The following is a 26,863-nucleotide window of genomic DNA, read 5'->3' as shown; positions in this document are numbered from 1 at the left end:
CAGATTGTATCCTCCCTCATCACCTTCGGTGACGTATGTAAACGATGGAAACCATCACAACAATGGTTGAGTTTCAGCCACTGTTATGATGGTTTCTATTCTTGCAACTACTGCCGATGGTTTAATGCCCGAGTTTGTTCTTTCCGACAAAAGTGAGTATTCCGTACTGGGAAGTATTTCTCCAGCTCTCATTGGTCGTATCATTCCACTTGGCTACGCTCTGCTTACCTCCGCCCTGGTTGTCGTTAATTTGGAGCTCGAAACCGAGAACATTTCCTGCTTTGGGCGTCAATGATTGTAAATGAATTCTGGCTTCTACGAGATATCCTTTATTTGTTTTCTTCACAGCACTTACAAGGCGTCCAGGTGAGGCACCCCCTGCAAAGGTTCCCACATTGTCTGCACTGATTCTGAACTGGGCATCATCATATTGAAAATACGGTGTGCGCTGGTGATTCTCGTCCAGGAAAATCTCAACCGAATCCTGATCCCATGGGTTGATACTATCTGTAATGATGTTTGGATCAGTGACGTCGATCAGCAGGTATAGATACTCACCTGACCACATTGCGCGAGCCACTGCCTCTGCACCTTCGCTCTGGTTCAACCGTTTTACTTCAAATGGTGCAGCCTTATTCCATGATGTGTCTTTCTTCCCATCAATCTGAACAATCCCTTGCACAGCTTGTGCAGATTTGGGCATAGGGGCGAGTTGAATCACGCCGTATTTGCTTGTATCCTGTTCCTGAGATTGTGTTCGATCATTCCAGTACAGTGGATTATAAGGTTGTGTCCCACTTGAACCGCCATCAGTCACACGGATATCCAATCCGGCTTCATATTCTGATCCGACTTGGATACCACCCCACGGAATGGACAATTCAACCTGATATCCGGCTTTGGTCTCGCGTACACGATATGAACGCTGCTCCACGCCCTCAGCTATGCCCGACCGCTTAATGATTACATGTCGGTCATCTACTTCATATGAAGTGGTCTTGCCATTATTGAGATCAACAAAAATATCTACTTTGTCATTCACATCTGCCTTCGCATTCTGAACATCCACGAGGATATACAGGTTACTATGATCCCATAAGGTGCGGAAACTGGCTGATCCCGAAGAGTCACCCTTCAGTGGAGTAGACACCGCTTTGTTCCAGAGCGGATCTTGTGACTGTTTTTTGATATCCGGTTTACCCGAAAGTGAGGCGGCTCTCTGTGTCAACACAGGCAAGCTGGATTCATCCACGAGTCCCCAATATGCTTTTTTGGCATTCAGGGCTGAATCAAACAGCATAGCCTGGTTGTTGTAAGACTTCTCATCTTGGAGTCCCCATAAGGTAACTGAAGAAATGTGATCTTTGTGTTTTTGGTACAAATCCAACAGTTCCTTATATCGATACGCCTGCTTTACCGCAACTTCATCGGACATCTCTTCACCAAATGGAATTCCGCTATCCACATCCAGTTCCGTGATCTGAATATCCAATCCAAGTTCGGCGAACATGCTGATCGTTTTTTCAATTTCCTTGATGGGCGGGGATTCCAGGTTATAGTGGGATTGCAAACCCACACCATCGATGAGCCCTTTCTCTTTCAGTCGTTTGACCAACTGATACATATGCTCTCTTTTCTCAGGGATTTCCGTGAAGTATTCGTTGTAATATAATTTGGCATTCGGATCGGCTGCACGAGCGAATTCATAGGTTTTCTCAATATAATCCGGACCAATTAGTTCATAAAAGGGACTTTTACGTAAACCGTTGGCATCACCATTGCTATCCGCAATCGCCTCGTTTACCACATCCCAGGCATAGATCTTACCTTTGTATCGGGTCATGACGGTTTCAACGTAATCCTGAATCCGGGCAAGTAGTAATTCTCGACTCGCAGGGTTACCCTGAGGATCCTTGAACATCCACTCTGCTGCATCAATATGCCACAACAACGCATGTGCGCGTACGCCCATACCATGCTCCTCGGCGAACTGAACATATTGATCGGCTGCCTCGAACTCATAAACACCTTCGGAAGGAGACATGTACTTCGGTTTCATCTCGTAGGTTGCGGTCAAGCTGTTAAAGTGCTTTGTGAGCAGTTGTCCATATGCGCCTTCCAACTGCCAGCGATACACCGCTGCACCAATGGGGAAATCATCTTGATACAGGTCTTTCAGAGACAGAATCCCTTCTTCAATCTCCAGTTGCTCGGCCAGAGTAAATGATACATCATCCACATAGAACGATAACGTATCTACGCTATCTTCAGAGATGTAGGGTGTTTCGATGAACAAATTCAATTCAGTGGGATCATCGCTATACTGAAATTTTCCGGTGATTTTGTGCCATGTATTCCATTCTGCTTTGGCAATTTTCACGCTACCGATTGGGTTCCAGCTTTCGGCAGTTGTTTTTTTATATGTGGTGAGCTGTAATGTTTGATCCGTGGTGGGCTCCTGAGTAAGTCTTACATATGCCGCAATTTCGTACTCTTGGTTACGCTTAAGCAGATCCTTCATGGATAACATCGGTCCATGATAGGAACGCTCACGGTTGGCGACCAGCATACTGGACTGACCTTCGTGTGCCTCCTGCTGTGTCACTGTCAGCCTTTCGTTACCTGTACGTGGAGTCCATCCCTGAAGTGTACCGTCTTCAAAGTTTGTGCTCAAATGACCTCCCTCCACTTCCGTAACTGCCTTGGCTGCATGTGAGACATTCGAAAATGGAAGCATGGCGAGTACCAGCACAAGAACCAAGGCCGTTATATTCCATTGGCCTAACCGTTTCATACAATTCCTCCTCTTGATTGGGTCTAAGTATTTCTGAACGGATTAACATCCAGATAAATAGATTATAGCTCTTTAGACAGCGCTTACATATAACAAATTTACAATAATTACAATAAAATGTTATCACTTGGTAATCTCATGTGGGTTTAGGAAGCTGGAGTTCGTTCGCGTGGAATATCAAAAAAGTCGCTACATAATTGCAAGAATAAAAGACCGTTTCCCGATAAAATACGAGAAAACGGTCATAGTTAGAAAGTATCTTTCTTTTTTCCTGTCTGCTAACAGGCATATAAACTTTGTTTTATAATCGTCCCTCGTCACCCTGTTCCTCCTGCACAATTCGAGCAATGTGAATCATTAAATATAATAATTCCTCGTTCGATATGGAGATATCCAGCATATTCTGCACGTAGGTTTTGATCATCTCCGCGCATTTGTATTCAAGCGGATGCTCCTTCACCATGTGCTGAAAGATGAAATCTTTCGCCGAATTGCCCAGACGTCCTTCTTGTAAACGCTGGATGAAGAATTGCAAATGTGTGACAAGTCTCACATAATGGATGGAATTTTTGTTCAATTGCATATCAAAGGTGTATTGAATCAGGTTAAAAATATCTTTTAACATCTTAACGGATTGCATCGTGCGCTCCATATTCTGTTCATGCGTTTGGGCATTCACGAAATGAAAAGCGATATTCCCTGCTTCTTCTTCCGGCAGTTCGATACCCAATTCTAGATTCAGCATCTGAACGGCTTCAAGGCCCAGTTCGAATTCGACAGGATGAAACCTCTGGATCTCCCATAACATGCGATTCTGTAATGCTACACCTTTTTTCCATCGTTCAATGGCAAATGACAAGTGATCCATAAGCGTAAAGAAGATTTGGTCGTCAAGAGACAGCTTTTCTTTTGCATTGGTAATCAGTTTGTTTATGACATTCACATGTTTTTCTGGCATGTTTTCGATGGTTCGTACGTAAGCCTGGGCAGACGGATTATTTTGCAGAATGAATCGTTTCTGGATATGCTCCTCATCGAGTCGCTCGCCGACTTTGCCTTTGAATGCCAACCCTTTTCCCATGACAATCATCTCTTGTCCCTGATCATCTTTGGTCAGAAGCAAGCTGTTATTTAATATTTTGATTACTCTCATGAATTCATCACGATCCTTTATTCTTTCGTGACCGCCTGATCCGAATTTCCGATACATCTGCCATTCTGTTTAATGACCTCTTGATACCACGAGAAGCTTTTCTTCTTCAAACGCTTCAAGTCTTTCAGATCCTGTTCACCGCGGTTTACATAGATCATTCCATAACGTTTCCCATACCCCTGATGTGTGCTTACCACGTCAATAACGGACCAAGGGCAATAACCAATCACATCTACTCCATCTGTTAGAGCCAGTCTGATCTGTTCCAGATGTTTCTCGATAAAATCAATCCGGTACGTATCGTTAATGGTGTTATCTGCCTCAAGTACATCCGGGGCTCCAATACCATTTTCCGTAATTAGAATAGGGAGACCATATCGTTCACATACCTTACGCAATGTCAGCCTTAGGCCAACCGGGTCGATGACCCAGCCATATTTTGTTTTTTCGGTATAAGGATTCTCCGTTGCCCGGTAAACTCCCTGCTCACCAAGCATAATTTGCTGATCCCCTGCACGAGCTGTAACATCCGACGCATCGCCCATACTGGCGGCAATGGTTGCCGTCGAGTAGTAGTTGATTGCTACCAGATCGGGGCGGCCAGACCGGATATCTTCCATGTCACCCTGCTCAATAACCGGCTCGATGCCGCGTTCCTGTAAATAACTCCAGAATAATGGATTATACTGTCCCCACACCGATAAGTCGAGAAAACCCCATCCACGAATCGTCTCCCAGTTATGTGCAGCGATTGCATCTGCTGGTTTGGAAGTTGCCTGGTACATGGAAGTCATGTTTAATGCAGGACCAATCTTGCCTTGCGGGAGCATATCATGAAATAGTCGCATCGTTCTGCCTTGAGCTACAAACATGTGATGATTTTGCTGATACAGTTCCTTACTGGAAGGCAGACGTCCGCCTTTTGGTGTACCAATAGCACCTGGATGGAGAATCATCGTATTTTGCTCATTAATGGTCAACCAATATTTCACTTTATGCCCGTAATGTTCAAACAAGATACGCCCATACTCGACGAAGGCATCGATCGTCCCCCGGTTGTTCCACCCTCCGGTTTTCTCAAGCTCGTAGGGTAAGTCGAAATGGTACATGGTCACAATGGGTTCAATACCATGGAGCAGCAATTCGTCAATTAATTGGTGATAAAAATCGAGTCCCTTCTCATTAACAGCTCCTGTGCCTGAAGGCAAGATTCGAGTCCATGCAATTGAAAAACGATATGCTTTGAGGCCCAGCTCTGCAAAAAGCTTCACGTCTTCTCTGAATCGGTGATAGTGATCGCTCGCAACCGTGAAATCGGCGGTTCCAGCCGGATGATCACACATATCGATGACGGACAGGCCTTTGCCATCTTTGTTCCAGGCTCCCTCCACTTGATAGGCCGAGGTAGACCCTCCCCACAGAAATTCATTGGGGAATGGTTTGATCTGTTGATATAACATCTCAAGCACTCCTTCATTTTAAAAGTTGATCATGATATATGACGGGACCATATTACGGTTGTTACGAAAGGTGGATAATGGTTGCTCCAACCTCCACAGGATTCTGCTTCTCCAGCTTAATATCCGAGAAACGATCCGAATTGGCGATAATGATCGGGGTTATGACTTCATACCCTTCTGCCTTGATGGCATCGATATCAAAGCGGATCAACAAGTCCCCCCGTTGTACGCGATCCCCTACTTTAATGGAAGAGTCAAAATGTCTCCCCTTTAGGTTGACGGTATCCACTCCAATATGAATGAGCACCTCTTCTCCATCATAACCGTTTAATTTGACCGCATGTTTGGAGTCCATGAAAGCCGTAACTTCACCTGTGATCGGTGCATACAGTTCTCCTTTGGCAGGAATAATGGCAGCACCCTTACCCAGTAATCCCAAAGAGAAGACATCGTCTGGTACACGGTCTAGATGGACTAATTCCCCTTGCATCGGGCTGGCGATCGTAAGTGGGCGTAATTCATTTTGGCTCGGTACATTAACATTTGTTATTGTAGAAGACTTAGTGTCTGGGGTGTTGTCTTGAACAGGCTGCCCGGAAAGCGTCTTGTCATCGTTAACGTTGGAATTGTCTTCTTCTTCATCGTCCACTGGATCTTCAAAACCAATGATCCATGTCAGAGCAAAGGTAACGATAAAAGCGATCAGACAAGTCACAATGGCATGAACGATGTTCATCGGATTGCTGCCAATGAATGCAGGTAACGCGGCAAGCCCTGGAGACACGAAGGCATAACGTACTAATCCGGTCAGACCAGCGTATATCCCTGCTACACCACCACCGATCATTGCGGCAATTAAGGGTTTCTTCAGTTTCAGCGTTACACCGTACAAGGATGGTTCCGTGATACCCAGCACAGCGGTGAAACCGGATGAAGCAGCGAGCTGTTTCAGTTTTTTGTTTTTTGTTTTCAATGCTACAGCAAGGGTGGCCCCACCTTGAGCAATATTGGACGCGAGCATTCCGGGACCGTTGATCATTTCATATCCATTTTTGGTCAGTTGGCTAGTTGCAATCGGCGTCATGGCCCATGCGGTACCTGTTACGATCAGGAATGGTTGCAAAGTTCCCATTAACAAAGGGATCAGCCAACTGGCTCTGGCATTAATCGCTTCTGCACCCATCGCAACCAGATCATTCAGGTACGTTCCGAAAGGCCCAATCGCCACCAATGCAAGTGGTGCTGTAATCAATAGTACAATCATTGGTTTCGTGAAAAATTTGATCATTGAGGGCGATACCCGATCCGCGAAATGTTCAATATAAGACATGAGCCAAACGACGATAATAATCGGCAGCACGGAGCCCGCGTAATCGGTTAGTCGAACTGGCACACCGATGAAAAACACGTCTTTTCCTTCCGCCATCAGGGCGCTCCAGCCCGGATGTAATAACACGCCGGCAACTGTCATCGCCAGAATGGGGCTAGTTTCAAATTTAATGGAAGCTCCATAAGCCAGCAGAATTGGCATGAAATAAAAAGCCGCGTCCGCAATGGTATTAAGGATATAGTAGTTTTGGCTTTCCGTCGTTACGAGGCCTGTCAGCACAAGTACGGCTAATATCGCTTTGATCATACCCGCGCCAATGATTGCCGGAATTACCGGAGTAAATGTTGTTGAGATCACGCTGATGAATCTGGATATCCAGCTCTGTTTTTGCTTTGGTCTGTTATTTTTGCCAGAATCCGATTTGGATTCCGCACTTCGGGTAGCCGAACCCATCTGCTGAGTGATAACTCGGTAGACCTGCTGCACCTCATTGCCCACAACGACCTGATATTGTCCACCATTGTTCACAACGGTAATGACACCTGGAAGTGCTTTGAGTTTTTCTGTTTCCGCTTTGGAGATGTCGTGCAGTTCGAACCGAAGTCGGGTTGCGCAGTGCGTAAGCCGAGCGATATTATCTTTCTTCCCAACCAATTCCGTTATCTCTTGTCCCAACTTGCGATAATCCATACCAATGCCTCATTTCTGAATTTGGATATAAAAAAAGACCAAAACGATATGCCTTCCCCTACTCACATAAGGAAAATGCAAAATCATTTTGGTCATGCCTGCTTTACCAGTAACAGCCAAACACTGCTAATATTCAATTCGTTATCGATGTAAACGTTTACTGGATCATGATATCACACAATAAATTAGTTAGCAATCACTTTATTCGACATTTTTCTGCATTTTGATATGAAAATGGTTCTCTATCTGTGACCCAAGAATATATCTAAATAATTGATATTTAGTAAAACATTTCATTTAATTGCTAAATAAGTGTAATATATGGTACCTTTAAATCAAATAATGATAGATTGGCTATCATTATTTGGAGATTTCCACAAACTACATTAAAGGATGGCGAGGAGACATGCAGGCTGATAACAGATCGATCGTTATTCATCAGGTATCTAATTTAGAGACACCTGAAGAACTTTGGAATCCATATGCTTACTATGAGTACATGCTGGAGAATCATCCCATCTATTTTGACGAGGAGCAACAGGTATGGAATCTGTATCGTTATGATGATGTCAATTCCGTTCTAACAGACTGGAAACGGTTCTCCAGTGTACGTAAACGGAGTGTATCCCCGGTTCCGCCGGTAGTTACCAGAGTGAACATCAATTCTGTTGATCCCCCTGTTCAACGTGATATTAGAAAGTTAGTCTCTAGTGCCTTTACCCCACGTCAGTTGAAAAACTGGGAGCCTCAAATCGCGGCTATCGTTGATGAGTTAATGCTTGAGATGAAGGAGAAAGATGATGTCGACATCGTTCGAGATCTAGGAGTCCCACTTCCTGTTACTGTCATTGCCGATCTGCTTGGGGTGGAGAGGCAACACCGGGCACAGATCAAAGCCTGGTCTGACATGTTATTTTTCCCCAATGCCACAGGTAACGAGCAGGAGCAGATGAATGCGAAGTATGCTGCTATGCAGGAATTTAACGAATTTTTGCTCCCCATTGTTCAGCAGAAGAGAAAGTATCCTGCCGAGGACATTATTTCCGATCTCACACTTGCTGAGCTGGATGGGGATCAACTGACCGATGAAGAGGTTGTTACCTTTAGCCTGGGCCTGCTTGCTGCTGGGAACGAAACTACGACCAACATGATAAACAGCCTGTTCTACAGTTTTATGTATGATCAACCCGGAATCTATCAGGATATTGCCGCAGATCCAGAACTGATAGAGAATACCGTTGAAGAATCGTTAAGGTATCGTTTTCCAACGACACTTGATCGTGTGGTAGTAGAGGATACAGACATCCTGGGCGTGCCTATGAAAAAAGGAGACGTTATATTAACCTGGCTGGGTGCAGCCAACAATGACCCCAGACATTTTCGCGAACCTTCCCGCTTTGATATCTACCGTCCCAACAGCAATCGTCATCTCTCCTTTGGCAAAGGACCTCACTTTTGTCTGGGCGCTCCATTGGCCAGGCTAGAGGGCCAACTGGTGCTGAGAGGGTTCACGAATCACTTTTCCAATATTACTGCAAAAATTAAATTTAATGCGGCAAGCCAGCTCTACCCGGGTACACAGACTCTTCAAAACCTGCCAGCCATCTTAACACCCAAGCTTTTTTGAACTAATTTTATCAAATTAAAAGTGCCCTTACACACAAGCGATTGGCTGTGTGTAAGGACACTTAAATCTTGTTATGCCTTTCTTCTATCTTCAAGCTCTCTAACAATCGTTGGATATTCCTTGTCCAGCCTATTTTTGTAAAGGAATACTACAAGAAGAATGAATACAACAATGGGGACGTATATATTCAACGCGATGATGGCCTGCTTTGCTCCTTCTCCTTGGGTTGTAGCTTGTTCGACATATCCTCCTAACGCGAGGAACCATCCAATCATAGCCGTGCCAATGGCTGTGCCTACTTTTGAACCGAAACCTATTACACTATTCGTTAAACCAACGAGTCTTTTGTTAAATTTCCATTCACCGTATTCAATCGTGTCTGTGACCATTGCTCCACCTACTGCCATGAGCGGAATTGTACCAAGCGTTTGGAAGATAGAACAGATCAGACCCAAAGTAATGCTCTCAGGAGCGACTAACCGAACGGTTGCTCCGAGGAGTCCGATTACAATACCGCCGAGGGCCGTGGCACGCTTTCCGTAACGTTTGATAAATGGTCCAGATAGGGCAAATCCGATAACAATGGGAATCAAACCAATAGCGCCCATGATGCCAATCAGGCTGACATTACCCCAAATGTACTTGGCATAATAACTTCCTGCTGCTACACCCAGAGCAAACAAAATGTTGGCGAGAGCCATTACGAAGAACATGTACACCCAGTATTTATTGGCAAAAAGCAATTTCAGTCCTTCACGAATCGGCGTTTTATCCTGAAACATGCCGAGTTCGTCCAGTTGAACATTATTGTACTTTTCTTTATTGGACAGGAACGAAATGAAAATCCCGATGGCTGCAACACCAGCAAAAATTGCTGCGAGCAACGTCCAGTCACTTCTGCTATTCCCCATGGCTGTAACGACTGGAACAAATGCAACGGCAACTACCATACCTGCCAGATACCCGCTGCTTGAACGGATAATACCCATTAAGGAACGCTCGTAACTGTTACGGGTCGTTAACGCCATCAAGCTGGTATATGGAATCGAGGTTGGAGTAAACACCAAAATGTAGAACACCAGATTCGTAATAATCGCATATATAATTTTGCCTGTGGAACTTATATCCGGCACGGAAAACATTAAGAATAATGAGATGAACATTGGAATGGTCATCCATAACAACCAGGGACGGGCTTGCCCATATTTGGTTTTGGTTCGATCCACCAGTACACCCATACCGATGTCTGCAAACGCATCCAAAACTTTGGTCAGCAGCATTACTGTACCGACTACCGCGGCAGATACACCAACGACATCCGTGTAATAATACGTGATCAAACCCAACAATCCACTTGAAATGTTTAACCCGAACTGTCCCATTGAATCACCAATTAACTTTCTCGTTGGTATTTCCCGGGGTGGCTGAGTCGGCGTATTATCTACTTTAATATGCTGCTCATTCACTGCAACTCCCATAACACTCGCCTCCGTTACTCTTCATGTTGAATTTCTCTTCCTCTTCTATACTTTCATTTTATGTCCTGGCACATATAACAGATATAGCGCATTGTTAAGATCAAATAACGCAATCCAAACAGAAGGTATTGCTGCTGTTTGAACGACAAAAAAACTGCACCTCCAATTGCTAGATGGTGCTAACAATGGGGTGTAGTTCAGTTGTTATTGGGCTATCGTTACCCGTTATACTGCGTTGATTCTAACAGATTGGGGAATACACCCTTCAGCAGCTACTGTCAAAATGATAGTGCCTGCGCCAGTTGGACGGACGACAGCCAATGCTTTGCCGTCGAATGTTGTATATTCCTCATTAAAAAAGTTTTCCTCGGTTACTGGATTGGCACTACCAAAACCCTGAATATGGCCAGGACCTTCAATCATAAGTTTAACCTTTCGGTCAGCCGTGTTGTATAGATTCCCTTGCTCGTCTTCCAGGCTGATCATAACGAAGGCTAAATCACTATCTGAAGCATTAATTTCCGTTCGATCAGCTGCTGCTTTGAGAATGACATCGCCTTTTGCGGAATGAATTGACATCCTGCCAACTTCTTGGCCCCCGACGTAAGCCACCGCTATAATTTCTCCTGACTCGTAGACCGTGTCAAACTCTGCTATAAAGTCTTGTTTTTCACTCATATCAGTTTTTCCGATAGTACGACCGTTTATCAGTAACTCGACTTCTTCTGCATCAGAATACACTTCCACTTTGATTGGCTTATTCTCGTAGCCGGTCCAAGACCAGCTAGAGACCGAGTCGCTCCAACTCCAATCCGACAGAGTTACTTCTTTAGAATAATGTTCAGGCCGCTGAACAGCGATATACGGAGCCTTACGAAGACCGAATACGATCTCACGATAATATGACACAGGTCTTCGGTTACCAATAATATCAATATCTCCACACCAGCCGGAAATCCACGGGTAAGTACTCTGAATTAGGTGAGTCGGGCCTTCTATATCATAGTGAACTCTCCCTATTCCTGCTTCTCCTAGGTAATCCCAACCTGTCCAGGTAAAATCACCAATGATCTGGCCATGCTCTTTTACAAAATTCCAGTTAACATTGATTTTATTAGGAAAGGTCTCACTTCCTACGATAATCCGGTTAGGAAACCGTTCTATATCCTTAAGATATCGTGACTCTGCATAGTTGTAGCCCGCAATATCTACATAAGCAAATGATTCGGCTGTTCGCTCAGTGCAAATTTCTCCATCGATAATTGCCGCAAGGGCATCACCCAAATTGTTCATAGTTGTATTAATACCAGCGGCTTCACTATTATCGGATGCATGACGGGTCTCGCTCCCAACCCCCATCATGTTGGGCAAATCCTTTATTACAGTCAGTAAGAAACTAACCGAGTTCGTGGTGAAGCGGGTAGGATCAAGGGTGTGGATTTTCTCCGAAATCTTGCGTCCCCATATTGAACCAATTGAACTGCCCGCTTCTGGAATTTCATTGCCGATGGAATACATAATTACGCTTGGATGGTTAAAATCCTTATCCACCATAGCCTGGACATCCTTTTCCCACCAAACTGGAAAGCTCATTGCATAATCATAATCGGTTTTGACAGAACTCCACATATCAAAACTCTCATCCATAACAAGCATTCCGATACGGTCACAAGCGTCTAACAGCGCTTTGCTAATCGGATGATGCGCGCTACGGAGTGCATTGAATCCTGACTCTTTCAGAATCTCAACTCGTCGTTCCTCGGCGCGATCAATTGTAGCAGCACCGATTACGCCATTATCATGATGAATACAAGCACCACGCAGTTTGACTACTTTTCCATTTATACATAATCCTTGATCTGTATCTAAAGTTAGCGTACGAATACCAAAAGTCGTTAGCTCCTGATCCACTTCATCGTCACTCGTAACAGTTGTTCTGCAAGTATATAGATTGGGCTCGTCTACATTCCAAAGTTTTGGAGCCTTAACAAGCATTGACTGACGAATTGTTGACAGTTCTCCTGCAAAAGTTGTGACCGGAACAAGGTCAGAGGCAACGACCGTACCATCTGCACCAATAATCTCAGTCAACAATTGTACAGTCAAAGTGCTCAGACCTTCATTCTCAATGACTGTCTTTACTTTTACGACTGCTCGATCTGCAGAAACCTCAGGTGTTGTAATCTTTACACCATCTAAGGCAACATGGGCTAAATTTCCAATGATCATCTTTGTGTTCCGGTAAATCCCAGCTCCGGAATACCAACGGGAATCTTTGTAATTATTAGCAATAACACTGATCTCATTTTTTTGACCATATTTTAGGAAACGGTCAGCCTTTATATAGAAGTTGCTATATCCATAGGGATGCTGGCCCGCGAAGTCTCCGTTGATATAGACCATCGCTTGGTTGTATACGCCTTCGAATTCGAAGGTAACCCGCTTGTTTCGGTACTCTTCGGGAACAAAAAATGACTTTTTATACTCATACTCACCTTCCGGATAACAAGCAATAGTACCTCTACCGTCCTTAAGTCTTTCATTTGCCCACATCGCGTCATATGGTAAAGTAACCAGTTTATGAGGTTTTTTATCTGTTACCCACTCACCAAATAAACCCGGTTTTGAGCCAACTAACCAATCTGCATTAAAAGATGTTTTAATCATATCTAAATCATCTCCTTCTTTATGTAGTAGAGTTTGAAGTCTTCTTATTGCCTTAATCAAGATTTTGCTATGTTGGGAAAGGTCTATGTAAAGGTTCCACTCGAGTAATCTGTATTCAAAAGTTTCTACTCGATGAGCCGTACTAGTCCGTCTCTCAAGTTTATTTGATCATTCTATCATTTTATATAACTCGATCTTAAGCTGGATAATTGGATCTTAACTTGCATATTAATAAATGGACCGATATCTAAAATTCGCGCAGGCAGACGACATCCCAGTGCACCTACGCGTTTTTATCTCTCCACATAAGTTCTGTCATGATAATATTTAGATAACAATCTAATCCGAAATGACACAATGTTCTTGTCCTTTTCGGCAAAACTAAAAAGCCGCTATAATAGCGACTTTGAATGGAACAATGTTCGTGTCCTTCGCAACTGCTGTAAAATCGCTAGAAACATGATCGAAAGACTTATGGTTAATCCTTAAAGTGTCAATCCACCGTCTGCTACAATGATAGAGCCTGTCATATAACTGGATCCGTCCGATGCCAGGAATGCTACGAGTTCAGCCAGCTCCTCCGGCTCCGCAAAACGCCCAATTCTCATATTTGGGAATTCTTCGGGCATATAATCGCTTTCTTGTAACATTTGCGGAACAGCTGCGGTCAGCGAAGTGGCTACACCCCCAGGGCAGATGGCATTTACCCTAATGCCCTTTCTGACGTACTCAATCGCTGCTGCTTTTGTCAATCCGGCGACACCGTGTTTACTCGCTGTATAAGCGGCCAGACTGTGCTCAGCTCGAAGCGCCGTGGTTGATGCTGTATTTATCACATGGCCATAGCCTTGTTGAACCATCACGTTGAGAGCGTGCTTCATCCCCAGGAAAATCCCTTTCAGGTTAACGTCGATGATTCGTGAGAAATCGTTTAGAGACGTTTCGTGAAACGGTTGGAACTTCTGAATGATACCTGCATTGTTAAACGCGACATCAATTTTGCCAAACGTTTCAACTGCTTTTTGAATGTAGTTTTCTACATCCTCTTCCTTGGATACATCGGCTTGAACAAAAATCGCCTCGCCATCCTGCTCCTTCACAAGCGCAAGAGTCTCTTCCCCTGTTGTTACGTTGTAATCCACCAGAACAAGCTTGGCTCCTCTCGATGCCATCAACACTGCACTTGCTCGGCCAATACCGCTGCCAGCACCTGTGATGGTAATCACTTTGCCTGCCAGTGAATCGGATTTGGAGTTCATAGCTTTCCTCGCTTTAGGAGCCTCTGCAGATTCGAAGGTTACGTTAGCAAGATCCGCTTTCAATGCGGACAAAATGTCTTCTGGCAGATCGACCTGAGGAATGGCTGCGAGCTGGTCCAGCGTAAAATGGGAAGCCATTTTGAATGATGGCTCGTTAATGAATTCAGGTAGATGTTTGGTAAGCAATGCAGTTGCTTCTTCATTATTCAATAGTTCCGAAATTTTAATGTTTTCATTGTAAGTTGTCATAGTTGTTTCCTCCAGATTCTCTTTTTGATAGTTAAACTATTATATTGGTATAAATACTATCATTCCGTGTAGATTTTTGCAATTCGTTATTTTAATAGAGTTGGAACGAATCCGAAAATGGTTAAAGGGTCATCCTGCTTCGGCTGTGTTGCCTTCAGGTTTTATCACTGAAATAGTCTTGAGTCCATTGTTAAGCTGCTTCTGCTCTTCCTCAGTCAACAGGTCCCCGCCATAACTCAAGATCGTACGAAGTGGCACTCCCATCGCATCAGGATGTGGAGTTTCCCCGAGTTCAGGGATAGCGGCAAGAATCAGCTTTTTACATTGCTAGTTGCTCCATAGAAGACCCAGCTTCACATCGAGACTGTACTCGTGGACCTCTTCATCGAGAACAGGATCAATAGAAGAGGGAAATTCGCCAAACACACTGCTGACCCAGCGTGTACATAGACCAAACCACAAGCTCTATACCCTCCACCAAGAAGCACAAGCACCGCTGGCCGCTTTTTAATATTTGGCATCTCGGGTGAACAATGTGACGTTGGTATTGCTCAGGTTAACCGATTGTATGTTCATTTAAAATCTGTCTCCTTAACTCAGTGGATTGGCAGGGCTAAAAGGATACTTTTATTGTAGATTTCAAGTGAGACGATCGACTATAACGCAATACAAAGATCGTGTAGCGTAATTCAAGCCTATTGCTAGTCAAAGACAAAAAAACCGCGAAATCGCGGTTAAGTGAGGTTATCCTGTTTTATAACAAATGATATTGTAATTGGATTAAAAGGAAACCGGAAAATCGTGCAGTCCGCGAATAATCATGCCTGGACGCCATTCCAGTAAAGCGGGCTGTGTCTTAAATTGAATATCCGGCATTTTACGAAGTAATGCATTAATGGCGATCTCCCCTTCAAGTCTGGCGAGCGGGGCTCCAAGGCAAAAATGAACACCTTTACCAAAGGCAATATGATTATTAACCTCCCGTGTGATATCAAACGCATCCGGGTCAGCGAACTGATTCTCATCCCGGTTGGCTGAGGAAAAGGAAACAAAGAGCATGTCACCCTTACGGATATGCTTGCCCCCGAATTCGACATCCTCGGTAGCCCAGCGAATATTACTCACCTCAGCAGGTCCGTTATATCGCAAGATCTCTTCAATGGCCGGTCCAATCATGTCTGGTTTCTCCAGCAGCAAGCGCTTCTGCTCCGGATTTTCGAGCAAGGCCAGTATACCGTTGCCAATCAGATTTACAGTGGTTTCATGCCCTGCAATGATCAGGACAAAAACAAGGGCATACAACTCCTGTTCGGACAATATGTCCCCTTCCTCTTCTACAATGATGAGGTCGCTAATCAGGTCTTCCTGAAGAGATTGTCTTCGTTCTGTAATGAGCTTCTGCAAATACTCGACAAAGGCACGCATGACTTGATCACTCTGTTCACTCATTTCGGGGCTATTGAAGCCTTCCATAATTGTATTAGACCATTCACGGAACTGCTCCTGATCCTCATGGGGAACTCCTAACATCTCGCAGATTACAATGATTGGAAGAGGAAAGGCGTAGTCCTCGATCAGATTCATTTCTCTTTTACCTGTGGCGAGTACACCATCAAGCAAATCTTCACTAATTTCATGGATGCGACCACGGAGGCGTTCAATCATACGTGGTGTAAAGGCCTTCTGGATCAACCTTCTCAACCGACGATGGTCCTCTGGCGTTACACTAAGCAAGTTGCGAGAGATGATCTCCTGATGCGGTGGGACTGAGCCGTCAGCTTCTCCCATGTACGGAGAGTTGGTTACAAAGCGCTTGTTGTCCTGCAAAATGGCATAGGCGTCATCGTAGCCAGACACTAACCAGGCAAAGTGGCCGCTCGGCAGAAGAAAACGGTGTACCCGATCTTCTGAACGCAACTGTTCATACACCGGGAACGGATTTTGGATAAACGTTCTATCCATAAAATCAACCTTGGACTTGGGATCGTTTTTGCTCTCGTTTGTAAACATCATAACGCCTCCTGAATGATAGAGTGGATATCAATACAATATGAATTCTATCATTTCGCCAATATGCTTTCAAATTTTGATAAACTACTCATTTTTTGCTAACCAAAGATGCACACAAGATCAACTTGTGTGCATCGGTATGAGAAGATTTGTATTTAAAGAAACGTAATTATGTTTCGTTTTCGTATCAACGAACAATCATTTATTCTAAACGAGTTGAATGGTCTCCAGCTTGAGATCGAGCTGGTCGAGTTCTTCCTCTGGCGTACTGAACGAAGGATAGGTGGATAGCTCACGCAGGCTTGCTTCCCCCATTGGGCCGATTGTCCCCGGGTCCAGCGAAGCCAGCACCGGTGAAAGCTCGTGCAGCATACTCCGGCTATGCTCGTTACGAAGCAGTACATTCAGAGGTGTACGGGTGCTTAACGTTTGTTTGTATGGCACGGACGGTACATATATGAAATCATACGTGCCACTCACCACTTCGACGATCACTTCATCTTCACCCTGAACGACAGTCAGACCTGCATCCGAAAGTGTAATTCCGTTCATCATTACCTGATCAACTACGGCGCGTGGCAGCTTGATCGTTGCTGTTGCATTAAATGGAACAGAGAAGCTTAAATACAGCTTGCCTGCTTCATCAAACCTCCATTCACTGCGATAAGTTCCTGCAGCGGAGTCGATACGCGCTTTGGTCCAATGGATTCTGAAATCAGGCATCGGTGCAAGCAGTGCATGTCGGAAGCCAGGTCGATCCTCTACTGGATTGATCCCCGCCATATGACGATACATCCATTCAACAACGGCACCGTAGGCATAGTGATTGAGCGAGTTCATACCATTTTCACTGATTGTACCATCTGGCAAAATGGAGTTCCAACGCTCCCAGATTGTTGTTGCACCCATATTGACCGCATACAGCCAGCTTGGATAATCATCATTGAGCAGAAGTGTATAGGCGATATCATTGCTACCGTTCGCTGACAGCACTCGGTTTAAATAAGGCGTACCTACAAAGCCGGTTCTCAGATGATTTTGATCCTTGCGTACACGCAAGCGAACAGCTTCTGCAATCCGTGCCTTATGTTGCTCAGGAACGAGATCCATATACAACGCTACAGCGTATGCGGTCTGTGTATCTACTGCCAGACGTCCATTCGCAGTAAAGTATTCCTTCACAATTGCAACTCTAACCTCTTGCGCCAACTGCTCATAGGATGCGGCAAGATCATGATGTCCAAGTACTTTGGCAGCCTTGGCTACAATATCTGAAGAATAGGCATAGTAGGCTGAGGCAATAAAGTAATTATCAGTACCGCCCATCGGAGAGTTCGGATCATCCCCATCTAGCGCAAGCCAGTCACCAAAGTGAAAACCTACCGTCCACAAACGTGTACCACCGGATTCGTCATCTGAATGCTTGATATAATCTACCCATGCCTTCATGCTGTCAAACTGCTGCTCCAGAATGGACTGGTCCCCGGAATGCAGGTACGTATTCCACGGAATAATGGTTGCCGCATCTCCCCAGGCGCTGGACCCTCCGCCCTGCACACGTCCAACCGGAATGACCATCGGAACCATACCGTTCCGATCCTCCTGTTCCATCCACAAATCATATCCATACTTGTTAAAAAAGGCATACGTATCCATATTATAATTTGCTGTACCGGAGAATACCTGTGCATCCCCTGTCCAGCCCATGCGCTCATCGCGTTGTGGACAATCGGTAGGCGTATCGAGGAAGTTCCCTTTTTGCCCCCAAAGTGCATTTTCGAACAAACGGTTCACGCCAGCATGACTAGTTTCCAAATATCCCGTGCGTTCCATATCCGAGTAAACCACACAGCCTGTGAAGTCATTTAGATCCAGTTCGCCAACCCAACCTTCAACCTTAACATATCGGAAACCATAAAATGTGAAATACGGACGCACAATAGCTTCTTCACCGTTTGCTGTATAGATATACTCCGCCTTAGCAGAGCGAAGGTTCTCCCGGTAGAAATTACCTTCCTGCAACACTTCGCCATATTGCAAATGGATGACCGTTCCACTTGGTGCCGTAGTACGGAATTGCAGCCAGCCTACCATATTCTGACCCATATCAATGACCGTTTCGCCAGCAGGCGTGGTCAAAATTTCGATCGGCTTCAAGGTTTCCTTGATTACAACCGGAAGACTTTTTCTTGCTTGAATTCGCTCATATCCCAGATCACTTTCCCGAACGGGGAAAGTCTCGTTCACTTCCAGCGTGGCATCATAAATTTCTCCGTCATAGATGTTACCATCCACCACATTCGAGCGGATGGCATGCCAGGACAGATCTGACGGTACAACGTCTTCTGTTCCATCCTTATAAGTAATCACCAGCTCGGACAGCAATGCAAAATGATCACCATACAAATTGGCGGTGGTATCTCCTTCAAAACCAAACCGTCCCTTATACCAGCCATTCCCCATACGAACATCTATCGCGTTGGACCCTTCTTGCAACAGGTCGGTAATATCGTAGGTTTGATACTGAAGCCATTTGTGATAGGCATTATAATGAGGGGCCAAGTACTCATCCCCAGCCTTGACTCCGTTTAGCTCCAATTCGTATACTCCCAAACCACAGATGTACGCCCGTGCTTTGGCAATAGGACCTTTGACTTCGAACGTTTTTTGGAGGACTGGATGAATCATCGGTTCCAGCTCAGGTGTAATCCATTTTGCCGTCCATGGCTCATCCTGCTTCGCTGTTTCAAACCAGGCCGTTTCACTGGTCGCCTTTTCCCCAAGCTCATTCCAGACTCGAACTCTCCAGAAGTAACGCGTCCGTGCAACCAGTTCCAGATCCGGAGAATACGCGAGGGAATCAATATCCTCTGTTATTCCGCTATCAAATACAAGCTCTGCAAAGGATTCGTTCAGTGCAATTTCTACCTGTGCGGCGATCTGCGTTGTCGCTGTCGTATCCGTAACGGTATAAGAAAAGGTTGGCTTGGTTACTGCAAAACCGAGCGGATTAGTGATGTGATTTGTTTTCATATGAGTAATGTTCATCGATGAAACCTCCCCTGTATATTACCTTTCGGACCATTTAACCATCCTGTTTTAAGGCTGAGTCTGCGCCGATTGGTACCATTCATTCACTTCTTCCGTGATCTTTCTTCCACCTGAATCCAGCCATTTTTTCACGAACTCATCAAAAATGGTGAGTGGCTCCTCTCCATAAATAATGGAGTTGAAGGTGTCTAATTCCAATTTTTGTAAATAAGTGTTTCGAGCTTGCATTGTTTTTGTTGGGGGCCCCTGAAACAGATTAACTCGATCAATTTGCCGTTGCCTGGTCTCTACAACGTTTGCCTTCATAATGGGATCCTGCTTCTCATCCTTAGGATCAATTCCCATACTGAACAAAATGGCGCGATCATGTGAGCTGAGCTCTTCTCCCTTGCCCATTCTCAGAAGAGCTACTCTGAATCGGGAAGGGTAACTCGCATATTGTCCCATGAGGGTATATTTGAACGTTATCACTTTCCCCCCGGGAATATCGCCGCTGTCACTATCCACCGAACCATCCGGGTTCAGCACATAATCATATCCATTCTGATATGCACTCAGATACAACGGATTATTCGTCACCGTAGCCTCATACAGATAGTTCTGATACTTGAAAAAAGCCTGCAAGGCTTCTTCAGAAATGTCTGCGCTGATCATTAAAGCCCCACTGTAAGAGTTTCCTTTAAATCTCGCTGTGGTTCCGTCGATTCCTGCAGGAATCGGATAAGGCACAAACTCAGCCTTCGGATCCTTTTCATTAAGTTGTTGCAGCGGATAATCTCCAAACCAGCGTGGACCAGCCACCATGCCAACTTTGCCATCAATAATATTTTTATTGACCTGATTGAAGTTTTGCAGAGCTATGTTATTGCCCACATATCCTTTTTTCTTCCAATCTTGCAGTTTTGCCAGCGCATTTTTGATCTGAGGCTGGATACTTCCGTAGACGAGATTGTCCTGTGCATTCTTGCTCCATATACTTGGAATCGCTCCATATGCACCAAATACCCAGGATATGTCTCCTGTAGGAGAGGCCAGATACTGGTCCTTGATTGCAAAATCAATACCGTAGGTATCCTGTATGCCATTACCGTCTGGATCATCATAGGTAAAGGCTCTCATTACCGTTTCCAGTTCGTCGAGATTGCTTGGTGCCTTCAGGTTCAGATGATCTAGCCAATCCTTGCGAATCCAGAGTACGGACTGCGAGGCTTGCTCCGTAATGATCGGAATCGCCATCCGTTTCCCGTCAATCTCAAAGGGCTTCCATACCTCTGGCACTTCAGCCATAGCCGCTTTCCAGGTGGATGAGGCATATCGATCAAAGGCTTGTCCAGCGTCCAACAGTTTTCCTGAGATCATGAATCCATTGACCGTGTCCATGACATTGGATGAGAACACATCAGGTAACGTATTGTCGGCAGAGAGCATTAATCGAAGCTTCATATCGTAGTCATCGACAGGAGCACTCCATTTGGTCCGAATATCCACGCCAAGCGTTTCTCTGGCCCAACGGATATGAACATTATCCGCGGCAGTTTCGCCATTTTTGTAGATCGTGGTTGGATCATTCATTTTGACCGTTGTTACGATCACACCTGTTTTTACAGGCTTAGGCTCCTGTGCTTTACCACTGCAAGCGGCGGTAAACAGAATCAAACAAGCAACAGTAAGAGACAGGTATATTTTGCTACAGCTCATGCGAAATGCGCTCCTTCATCTAATTCATCTTCATCATATCGTGCCAGTTATACAGTCGAAATAACGCTTTTCCAACATTGGATAATTCATTCTTAACCTTCATCTATATTACATTCCAATTCACTTGTATTTCATCCAATGCCAGCCTACAATAAGGTGAATTTACATCGTTGGCAGGAGGCGTTAAGGGTTGAAAAAGAAATACAGGACCTTTATGAACATGGTGGCCATCACGCTGATTATGCTTGTCGCCGTGCTGGTCATGTATACCTTCTCCGTTCAATCCAGTCTGGATACCGTTCAAAAGGATATTGAAACCAACAATCTCAATCGAGTGCAGTTTGTCGTTAACTCTCTCGATCAGAGCATAAATCGACTGAATATGTTATCTATCTCCATGGAAACGGACAATTCTATTGCCTTGCTGCGATCCATTGACGTGATGAGTTCCTTTGAGCAGGTACAGTTGATTCAAAATGTTGCTGCGAGAGTTAATCTGCAAAGTCTGTCCGAGGGATGGAATAACAAAATATCGGTCTACTCGGTTCTGTTGAATCAATGGATCATTTCTTCGGAGTTAAATATGAAGACTCCCTCTGTAGATTCACTGAAATCAGGGTGGAACTATGATGCAGCTACAGCTAAATATTATAGATACAAGGTCAGTCCACAGATTATTATTCGGTTGGAGTTCCCGCGTAGCAATCTGGAGGATATAGTTGAGAACTTACATCAGGGCGAGAATGAGACGTTGTTTTATAACCCGGACGAGCAATTGATTACTCGCAAAGAGGCTAATCCCATGACCCCTCTTATCATGAAAGAGCTAACCGGTCATCTACAACCATCCTCCGGTACAGAAACCGTCTCGGTTAACGGAGCCCAGTACATTGTCAATTACGTGTACTCTCATCAGCTCGGCTGGTATTTAATTGATTTTATGCCACTTGATAAAGCGTTGCAGCCTATACGAATGACTCAATTCTGGTTTTACTCTGCCTGTGTCATGCTGTTTATGGCGGGTGTCACGATTATTGTTGTTCTTTTCCGCAAGGTACAGATCCCCATACTTGCTCTGTTAAAAGGTGTTCGTCTTTTGAAGCATGGCGACTTCTCTTATCGGATTCAACGACAGAGCGGTAATGAATTTGATTACTTATATGGTCAATTCAACGACATGGCCGGACAGATTGAGGATTTGATTGAAAAGGTATATAAGGAAAAAATCGTTGCTCGTGAAGCGGTGCTGAAACAGCTACAAGCCCAGATTAATCCTCACTTTTTATATAATTGTCTCTTTTTCATTAATAATATGACAAGATTGGGCAATGAGGAAGCGGTTACTGCCATGACCCAGAACTTGGCTGAATATTTCAGGTACACCACACGCCTTGACGAGCCGATGACCCGTTTGGAAAAAGAGTTGGGAATCGTCCGCAATTACCTTGAGATACAGAGCTTGCGCATGGACCGTCTCTCTTATCAGATCGAGCTACCGGACGAGCTAAGATCTGTTCCTATTCCCAAACTACTTATTCAGCCTTTAGTAGAAAACAGCATCATCCATGGCATAGAAGCCAAGCGGGATTCCGGCTCCATCCAGGTCTCCGTTGAGCATACTGAATACGGGATATGTATTGTGGTTGATGACGACGGGAAAGGCATGACGGACGAAGAAATCAATACACTTAAAGTCAGAATATCCGAGCCTCCTGTGGACACGATGGGATGTGCGCTCTGGAATATTGCGGAGCGTCTGCGCATTCAGGACGCCACCCATTCGGGTATCCAATTTGAACAGAGTCCCCTTGGGGGCATGCGTGTGCGATTAAACTGGTCGCTTGCAAAATCGTAGGGTTAAGATAACACAGTATAATAGAACAATGCCTCTGATCACACTTCCAGTGACGGCAGAGGCATTGTTTGGGTTGAAGTGTTTTTTCGATCGCCAAACCGCAGAATGAATCCTTACGTTGACAGAAAAGAGTCTAGTTTGTTAGCATAGTTTGAGTTCATTCCAACAAGGAGGTTTTTACAATAGAACCCCGTCAACGGCTTCAACAAGAGCGCAGTGACCTTAAAACAAGAAGACGAGCAGCTATAATTGAAGCAGCTAAAATTGCTTTTTTGAATAAAGGCTTCGAGCAAGCGACCATGCAGGATATTGCGGACGAGGCAATACTGGGAGTGGCCACAATCTTCCGCTACTTTCCGCGGAAAGAGCAGCTTATTGTTGCCGTAGCTTCAGATATTGTTCAGTCCGAGGTACTGGTATTCTCCGATATTATCAGAGGTGAAGGTACCTGCTACGACAAGCTTAGCCGCCTTTTCGATTCGCTTGTTTTTTTCCAGCAGGTGGAAAGCCAGCGAAGCTCCAAATTAATAGAAGCGTTTGAGTGTTACGTCGCAATGTCCAAGTCCCCCTTGGAGGATATCGAGATGTATCATTCCAACTACCAACAGATTATTACGCTTTGTGCAGAGCTGGCTGAGCTTGGTCAAAAGGATGGATCTGTTCGTAACGACACCAATGTGGTTGAGACGATTAACACGATGATTAATGTCTTTGGCAACTTCTCCAAAAAAACAGCGATGCTCAATGGCATTGAAGCCTTCCAAACAAAAGTGGATGAAACCGAGCAATTTAATATCCTCAAAAACATATTTTTGGATCATCTTAAGCCCTGAACAGCTGCTCCGATTTTAAAGTATAACTAATTATGATACTATGAGAATCACTGTGGGAGCAGATGGAGCAGCCCTCTCGATGATGTGTACATCCTGAATACGTCTTATAACATCCTTAGATGGAAAACGCCTATAAGTCATGACTTATAGGCGTTTTTGAGCGTTCTATAGTTGAAGCAGAAGTTTGATTTTACTGACGAACAGCCGCATTTAATCCAGCAAGCAACTGGGAAAGAGTTTCCTCCGTAAGAGCCCCTCCCGTAAACGGAATCAACGCACGAAGCGGCATATATTTCATGGATGCCTGAATCATCTCGGAGGATATCGCATCGGATTGGGCCTCTTCCGCTCCCTCTGGAGCCAGTCCCTGTAATTGACTCATGACAGCCATCGTTTTTGGATTGGCGAGCAGCTCACCCAGCGTTGTATTACGGTCAAAGGTAGGTACTGGGCCGGTTGTCGTGGACTCCACGTTGACCGTCTGTTGCAGAAGAATGGAACGAGAGGATGAGCCAATCAAAATATCATAGGAGCCACTCTCTACATGCCAGTCCTTCAAATCAACATTATAATAAGCAAAGCTGCGTTTATCCAGCGTAAAGGAAACGCTACCCTCAGCGCCCGGCTCCAGTCCGATTTTGGCAAAACCTTTCAGTTCCTTGTCCGGACGACTTACTACGGTTTGCTGATCCCGCACATACAATTGCACAACCTCTTGTCCGTAACGAATGCCCGTGTTTCGAATCGTAACAGTTACCGTAACCCGATCCGTATCCTTGAACTGTGTATCGTTCAGACTCAGACCGGTATAATCAAACTGCGTATAGCTCAATCCGTAACCAAACGGGAACAACGGTTCAATGTCCTTACGATCATAGTAACGATAACCAACATATATGCCTTCACGGTATTCCACACGATCTCCGTCCCCGGGGAAGAACAGAGCCGAAGGGTTATGATGCACCGATTGCGGGAACGTTTCCGCCAGCTTACCGCTTGGATTGGTTTCTCCGAACAACAGATCCGCCATGGCTCCTCCAGCTGCCTGACCACCCAGATACGCCTCCAGTACTCCCTTCGCATCATCAAGCCATGGCATCACAATCGGTGATCCATTGCTTAACACGACAACAAGGTTAGGCTGCTCTGCTGCAACGGCTTTGATTAGCGCTGATTGGTTAGCTGGGATGTCCATGTGAGACCGGTCATATCCTTCCGATTCATAGCGGTCAGGCAGACCAATGAACAGCACAGCGACTTCCGCTGCTTTGGCCGCCTCGACAGCTTCATTCATCAATAACGGGTCACTTTCATCTGAAGCGAGCTTGTAGCCCGAAGCATAAGTCACCGATGCATCCGCTTCAGCAAGTAAAACCATCTGTTCATAAGGGCTATCCAGTTGAGTCGGATGGATATGCGAACTGCCGCCGCCCTGATATCTGACCTTCTCAGCTAGCTCTCCGATAACGGCGATGCGGCTATTCTTGCTCAGCGGAAGAATATCGTCCTCGTTTTTCAACAACACCATCGTTTCTCTTGCTGCTTCTCTGGCAATCTGATGATGCTGCTCAGAATCAAAGGTTGCTTCTGGACGTTTGTGCTCTGCCGCCTTGAAAATAATAGCTAACAACCTATCCACGGCTTGGTCAAGCTGTTCTTCGGACAACTCGCCGCCATTCACCGCTTCCACAATTTTGCGTGGTCCTTCTCCGTTGGAAGAAGGCATCTCCAGTCCAAGTCCCGCAGCGATGCTGGCTGCGATCTCATTCACTGCGGACCAGTCTGTCACAACAAAGCCCTCATGTCCCCATTCTTCCTTCAAAATGGTATTCAGCAAGTAATCATTCTCCGACGCATACGTTCCATTCACTCTATTGTAAGAAGACATTACTGTCCATGGCTGCGCTTGCTTGACCGCCTTCTCAAACCCGGTCAGATAGATTTCTCTTAATGTCCGCTCGTCGACCACCGCATCGGTAGTCATTCGGCGATGCTCCTGATTGTTCACTGCAAAATGTTTAAGTGAGGTTCCCACACCCTGGCTTTGCACACCAGAAATATGAGATGCTGCCAGTTCACCCGTCAGGTAAGGGTCCTCTGAGAAATATTCGAAGTTGCGCCCGCACAACGGGGAACGCTTGATGTTCGCCCCTGGGCCGAGCAGAATGGCGACATCCTCCGCCTGCGCCTCTTTACCAATTGTTTCTCCGACAAGTTGCACAAGATCCCGGTTCCAGGAGCTGGCTAGCCCAACCGCCGATGGAAAACAAGTGGAGGGAACACTTCCATTCAGTCCCAAATGGTCGGCATCACCTGCTTGCTTGCGTAATCCATGAGGACCATCCGTCATCATAATGGATGGAATATCCAAACGTTCTACAGCCTGCGTTGTCCAAAAGCTGCTACCTGAGCAGAGTGTTGCCTTTTCGTTTAAGGTTAACTGTTTCACAATTTGCTTGATATCACGATTCATCATCCAGACACTCCTTCATTTATCGGCAGGTATCCTTGACATGCAATTCGGCTATGTAAGGTCCCACATAATAGTATAGGGCTTGAGTTTAGTTCTCTTTTTAATAGTACTGTCTGGTTGAATGACATGAAATAGCGCTTTCTTAATGTGATATAACGCAATCTGAAGAAAAAGAGAGATCTCTCATGCCTCGCAGACCACTTGCAGCGCTAATTCGCATAAGTATATCTGAACAT

Annotated in this window: 15 protein-coding genes; 3 read left to right on the top strand and 12 right to left on the bottom strand. The window is 45.1% G+C overall.

Features of this window, described 5'->3' with window-relative positions:
- Positions 1-121 precede the first annotated feature (121 nt).
- From MKY01_RS16410 to MKY01_RS16395, 4 genes are all read right to left on the bottom strand, one after another.
- Positions 122-2,794, bottom strand: a complete 2,673-nt coding sequence (locus tag MKY01_RS16410; protein ID WP_339282634.1) for an endo-1,4-beta-xylanase — start codon at positions 2,792-2,794, stop codon at positions 122-124.
- Between the two features lie 301 nt (positions 2,795-3,095).
- Complete coding sequence (locus tag MKY01_RS16405) at positions 3,096-3,947, bottom strand: PRD domain-containing protein (RefSeq protein ID WP_307412459.1); 852 nt, start codon at positions 3,945-3,947, stop codon at positions 3,096-3,098.
- A gap of 17 nt (positions 3,948-3,964) precedes the next feature.
- A complete protein-coding gene (locus tag MKY01_RS16400; RefSeq protein WP_339282632.1) occupies positions 3,965-5,407 on the bottom strand; it encodes a glycoside hydrolase family 1 protein in 1,443 nt (480 codons plus the stop codon).
- A 61-nt stretch (positions 5,408-5,468) separates the two neighbouring features.
- Positions 5,469-7,427, bottom strand: a complete 1,959-nt coding sequence (locus tag MKY01_RS16395) for a beta-glucoside-specific PTS transporter subunit IIABC (protein ID WP_339282630.1) — start codon at positions 7,425-7,427, stop codon at positions 5,469-5,471.
- A 406-nt stretch (positions 7,428-7,833) separates the two neighbouring features.
- Between MKY01_RS16395 and MKY01_RS16390 the strand changes: the two genes are divergently transcribed.
- Positions 7,834-9,054: a cytochrome P450 gene (locus MKY01_RS16390; RefSeq protein WP_282321282.1), complete on the top strand. Its 1,221-nt coding sequence runs from the start codon at positions 7,834-7,836 to the stop codon at positions 9,052-9,054.
- A gap of 71 nt (positions 9,055-9,125) precedes the next feature.
- Here MKY01_RS16390 and MKY01_RS16385 read toward each other — a convergent pair whose 3' ends face one another.
- From MKY01_RS16385 to MKY01_RS16355, 7 genes are all read right to left on the bottom strand, one after another.
- Positions 9,126-10,532, bottom strand: a complete 1,407-nt coding sequence (locus MKY01_RS16385; protein ID WP_282321283.1) for a glycoside-pentoside-hexuronide (GPH):cation symporter — start codon at positions 10,530-10,532, stop codon at positions 9,126-9,128.
- 225 nt (positions 10,533-10,757) lie between these two features.
- Positions 10,758-13,199, bottom strand: coding sequence for a glycoside hydrolase family 2 TIM barrel-domain containing protein (locus MKY01_RS16380; protein WP_282321284.1), 2,442 nt, complete (start codon positions 13,197-13,199; stop codon positions 10,758-10,760).
- 485 nt (positions 13,200-13,684) lie between these two features.
- Positions 13,685-14,458 (bottom strand): glucose 1-dehydrogenase, encoded by a 774-nt coding sequence (locus MKY01_RS16375; RefSeq protein WP_282322165.1) that lies wholly within the window; start codon positions 14,456-14,458, stop codon positions 13,685-13,687.
- A gap of 576 nt (positions 14,459-15,034) precedes the next feature.
- Positions 15,035-15,169: a hypothetical protein gene (locus MKY01_RS16370; RefSeq protein ID WP_282321286.1), complete on the bottom strand. Its 135-nt coding sequence runs from the start codon at positions 15,167-15,169 to the stop codon at positions 15,035-15,037.
- Positions 15,170-15,487: 318 nt separating this feature from the next.
- Positions 15,488-16,720 (bottom strand): cytochrome P450, encoded by a 1,233-nt coding sequence (locus MKY01_RS16365; protein ID WP_339282625.1) that lies wholly within the window; start codon positions 16,718-16,720, stop codon positions 15,488-15,490.
- 204 nt (positions 16,721-16,924) lie between these two features.
- A complete protein-coding gene (locus tag MKY01_RS16360) occupies positions 16,925-19,765 on the bottom strand; it encodes a family 78 glycoside hydrolase catalytic domain (RefSeq protein ID WP_339282623.1) in 2,841 nt (946 codons plus the stop codon).
- Positions 19,766-19,816: 51 nt separating this feature from the next.
- Positions 19,817-21,466, bottom strand: a complete 1,650-nt coding sequence (locus MKY01_RS16355) for a hypothetical protein (protein ID WP_339282621.1) — start codon at positions 21,464-21,466, stop codon at positions 19,817-19,819.
- Between the two features lie 190 nt (positions 21,467-21,656).
- Here MKY01_RS16355 and MKY01_RS16350 point away from each other — a divergent pair, with 190 nt between their 5' ends.
- Positions 21,657-23,321 carry a histidine kinase gene (locus MKY01_RS16350; RefSeq protein WP_339282619.1) on the top strand — a complete coding sequence of 555 codons (1,665 nt, stop codon included), beginning with the start codon at positions 21,657-21,659 and terminating at the stop codon, positions 23,319-23,321.
- Between the two features lie 182 nt (positions 23,322-23,503).
- Positions 23,504-24,154, top strand: a complete 651-nt coding sequence (locus tag MKY01_RS16345) for a TetR/AcrR family transcriptional regulator (protein WP_339287190.1) — start codon at positions 23,504-23,506, stop codon at positions 24,152-24,154.
- Positions 24,155-24,344: 190 nt separating this feature from the next.
- Here the strand turns inward: MKY01_RS16345 and MKY01_RS16340 are convergent, their stop codons facing one another.
- A complete protein-coding gene (locus tag MKY01_RS16340; protein WP_339287188.1) occupies positions 24,345-26,627 on the bottom strand; it encodes a glycoside hydrolase family 3 C-terminal domain-containing protein in 2,283 nt (760 codons plus the stop codon).
- Positions 26,628-26,863: the final 236 nt, after the last annotated feature.

It is taken from the genome of Paenibacillus sp. FSL R5-0486, from assembly GCF_037975155.1.
Lineage (GTDB): Bacteria > Bacillota > Bacilli > Paenibacillales > Paenibacillaceae > Paenibacillus > Paenibacillus amylolyticus.
This window is presented reverse-complemented; position numbering and strand designations above follow the sequence as displayed.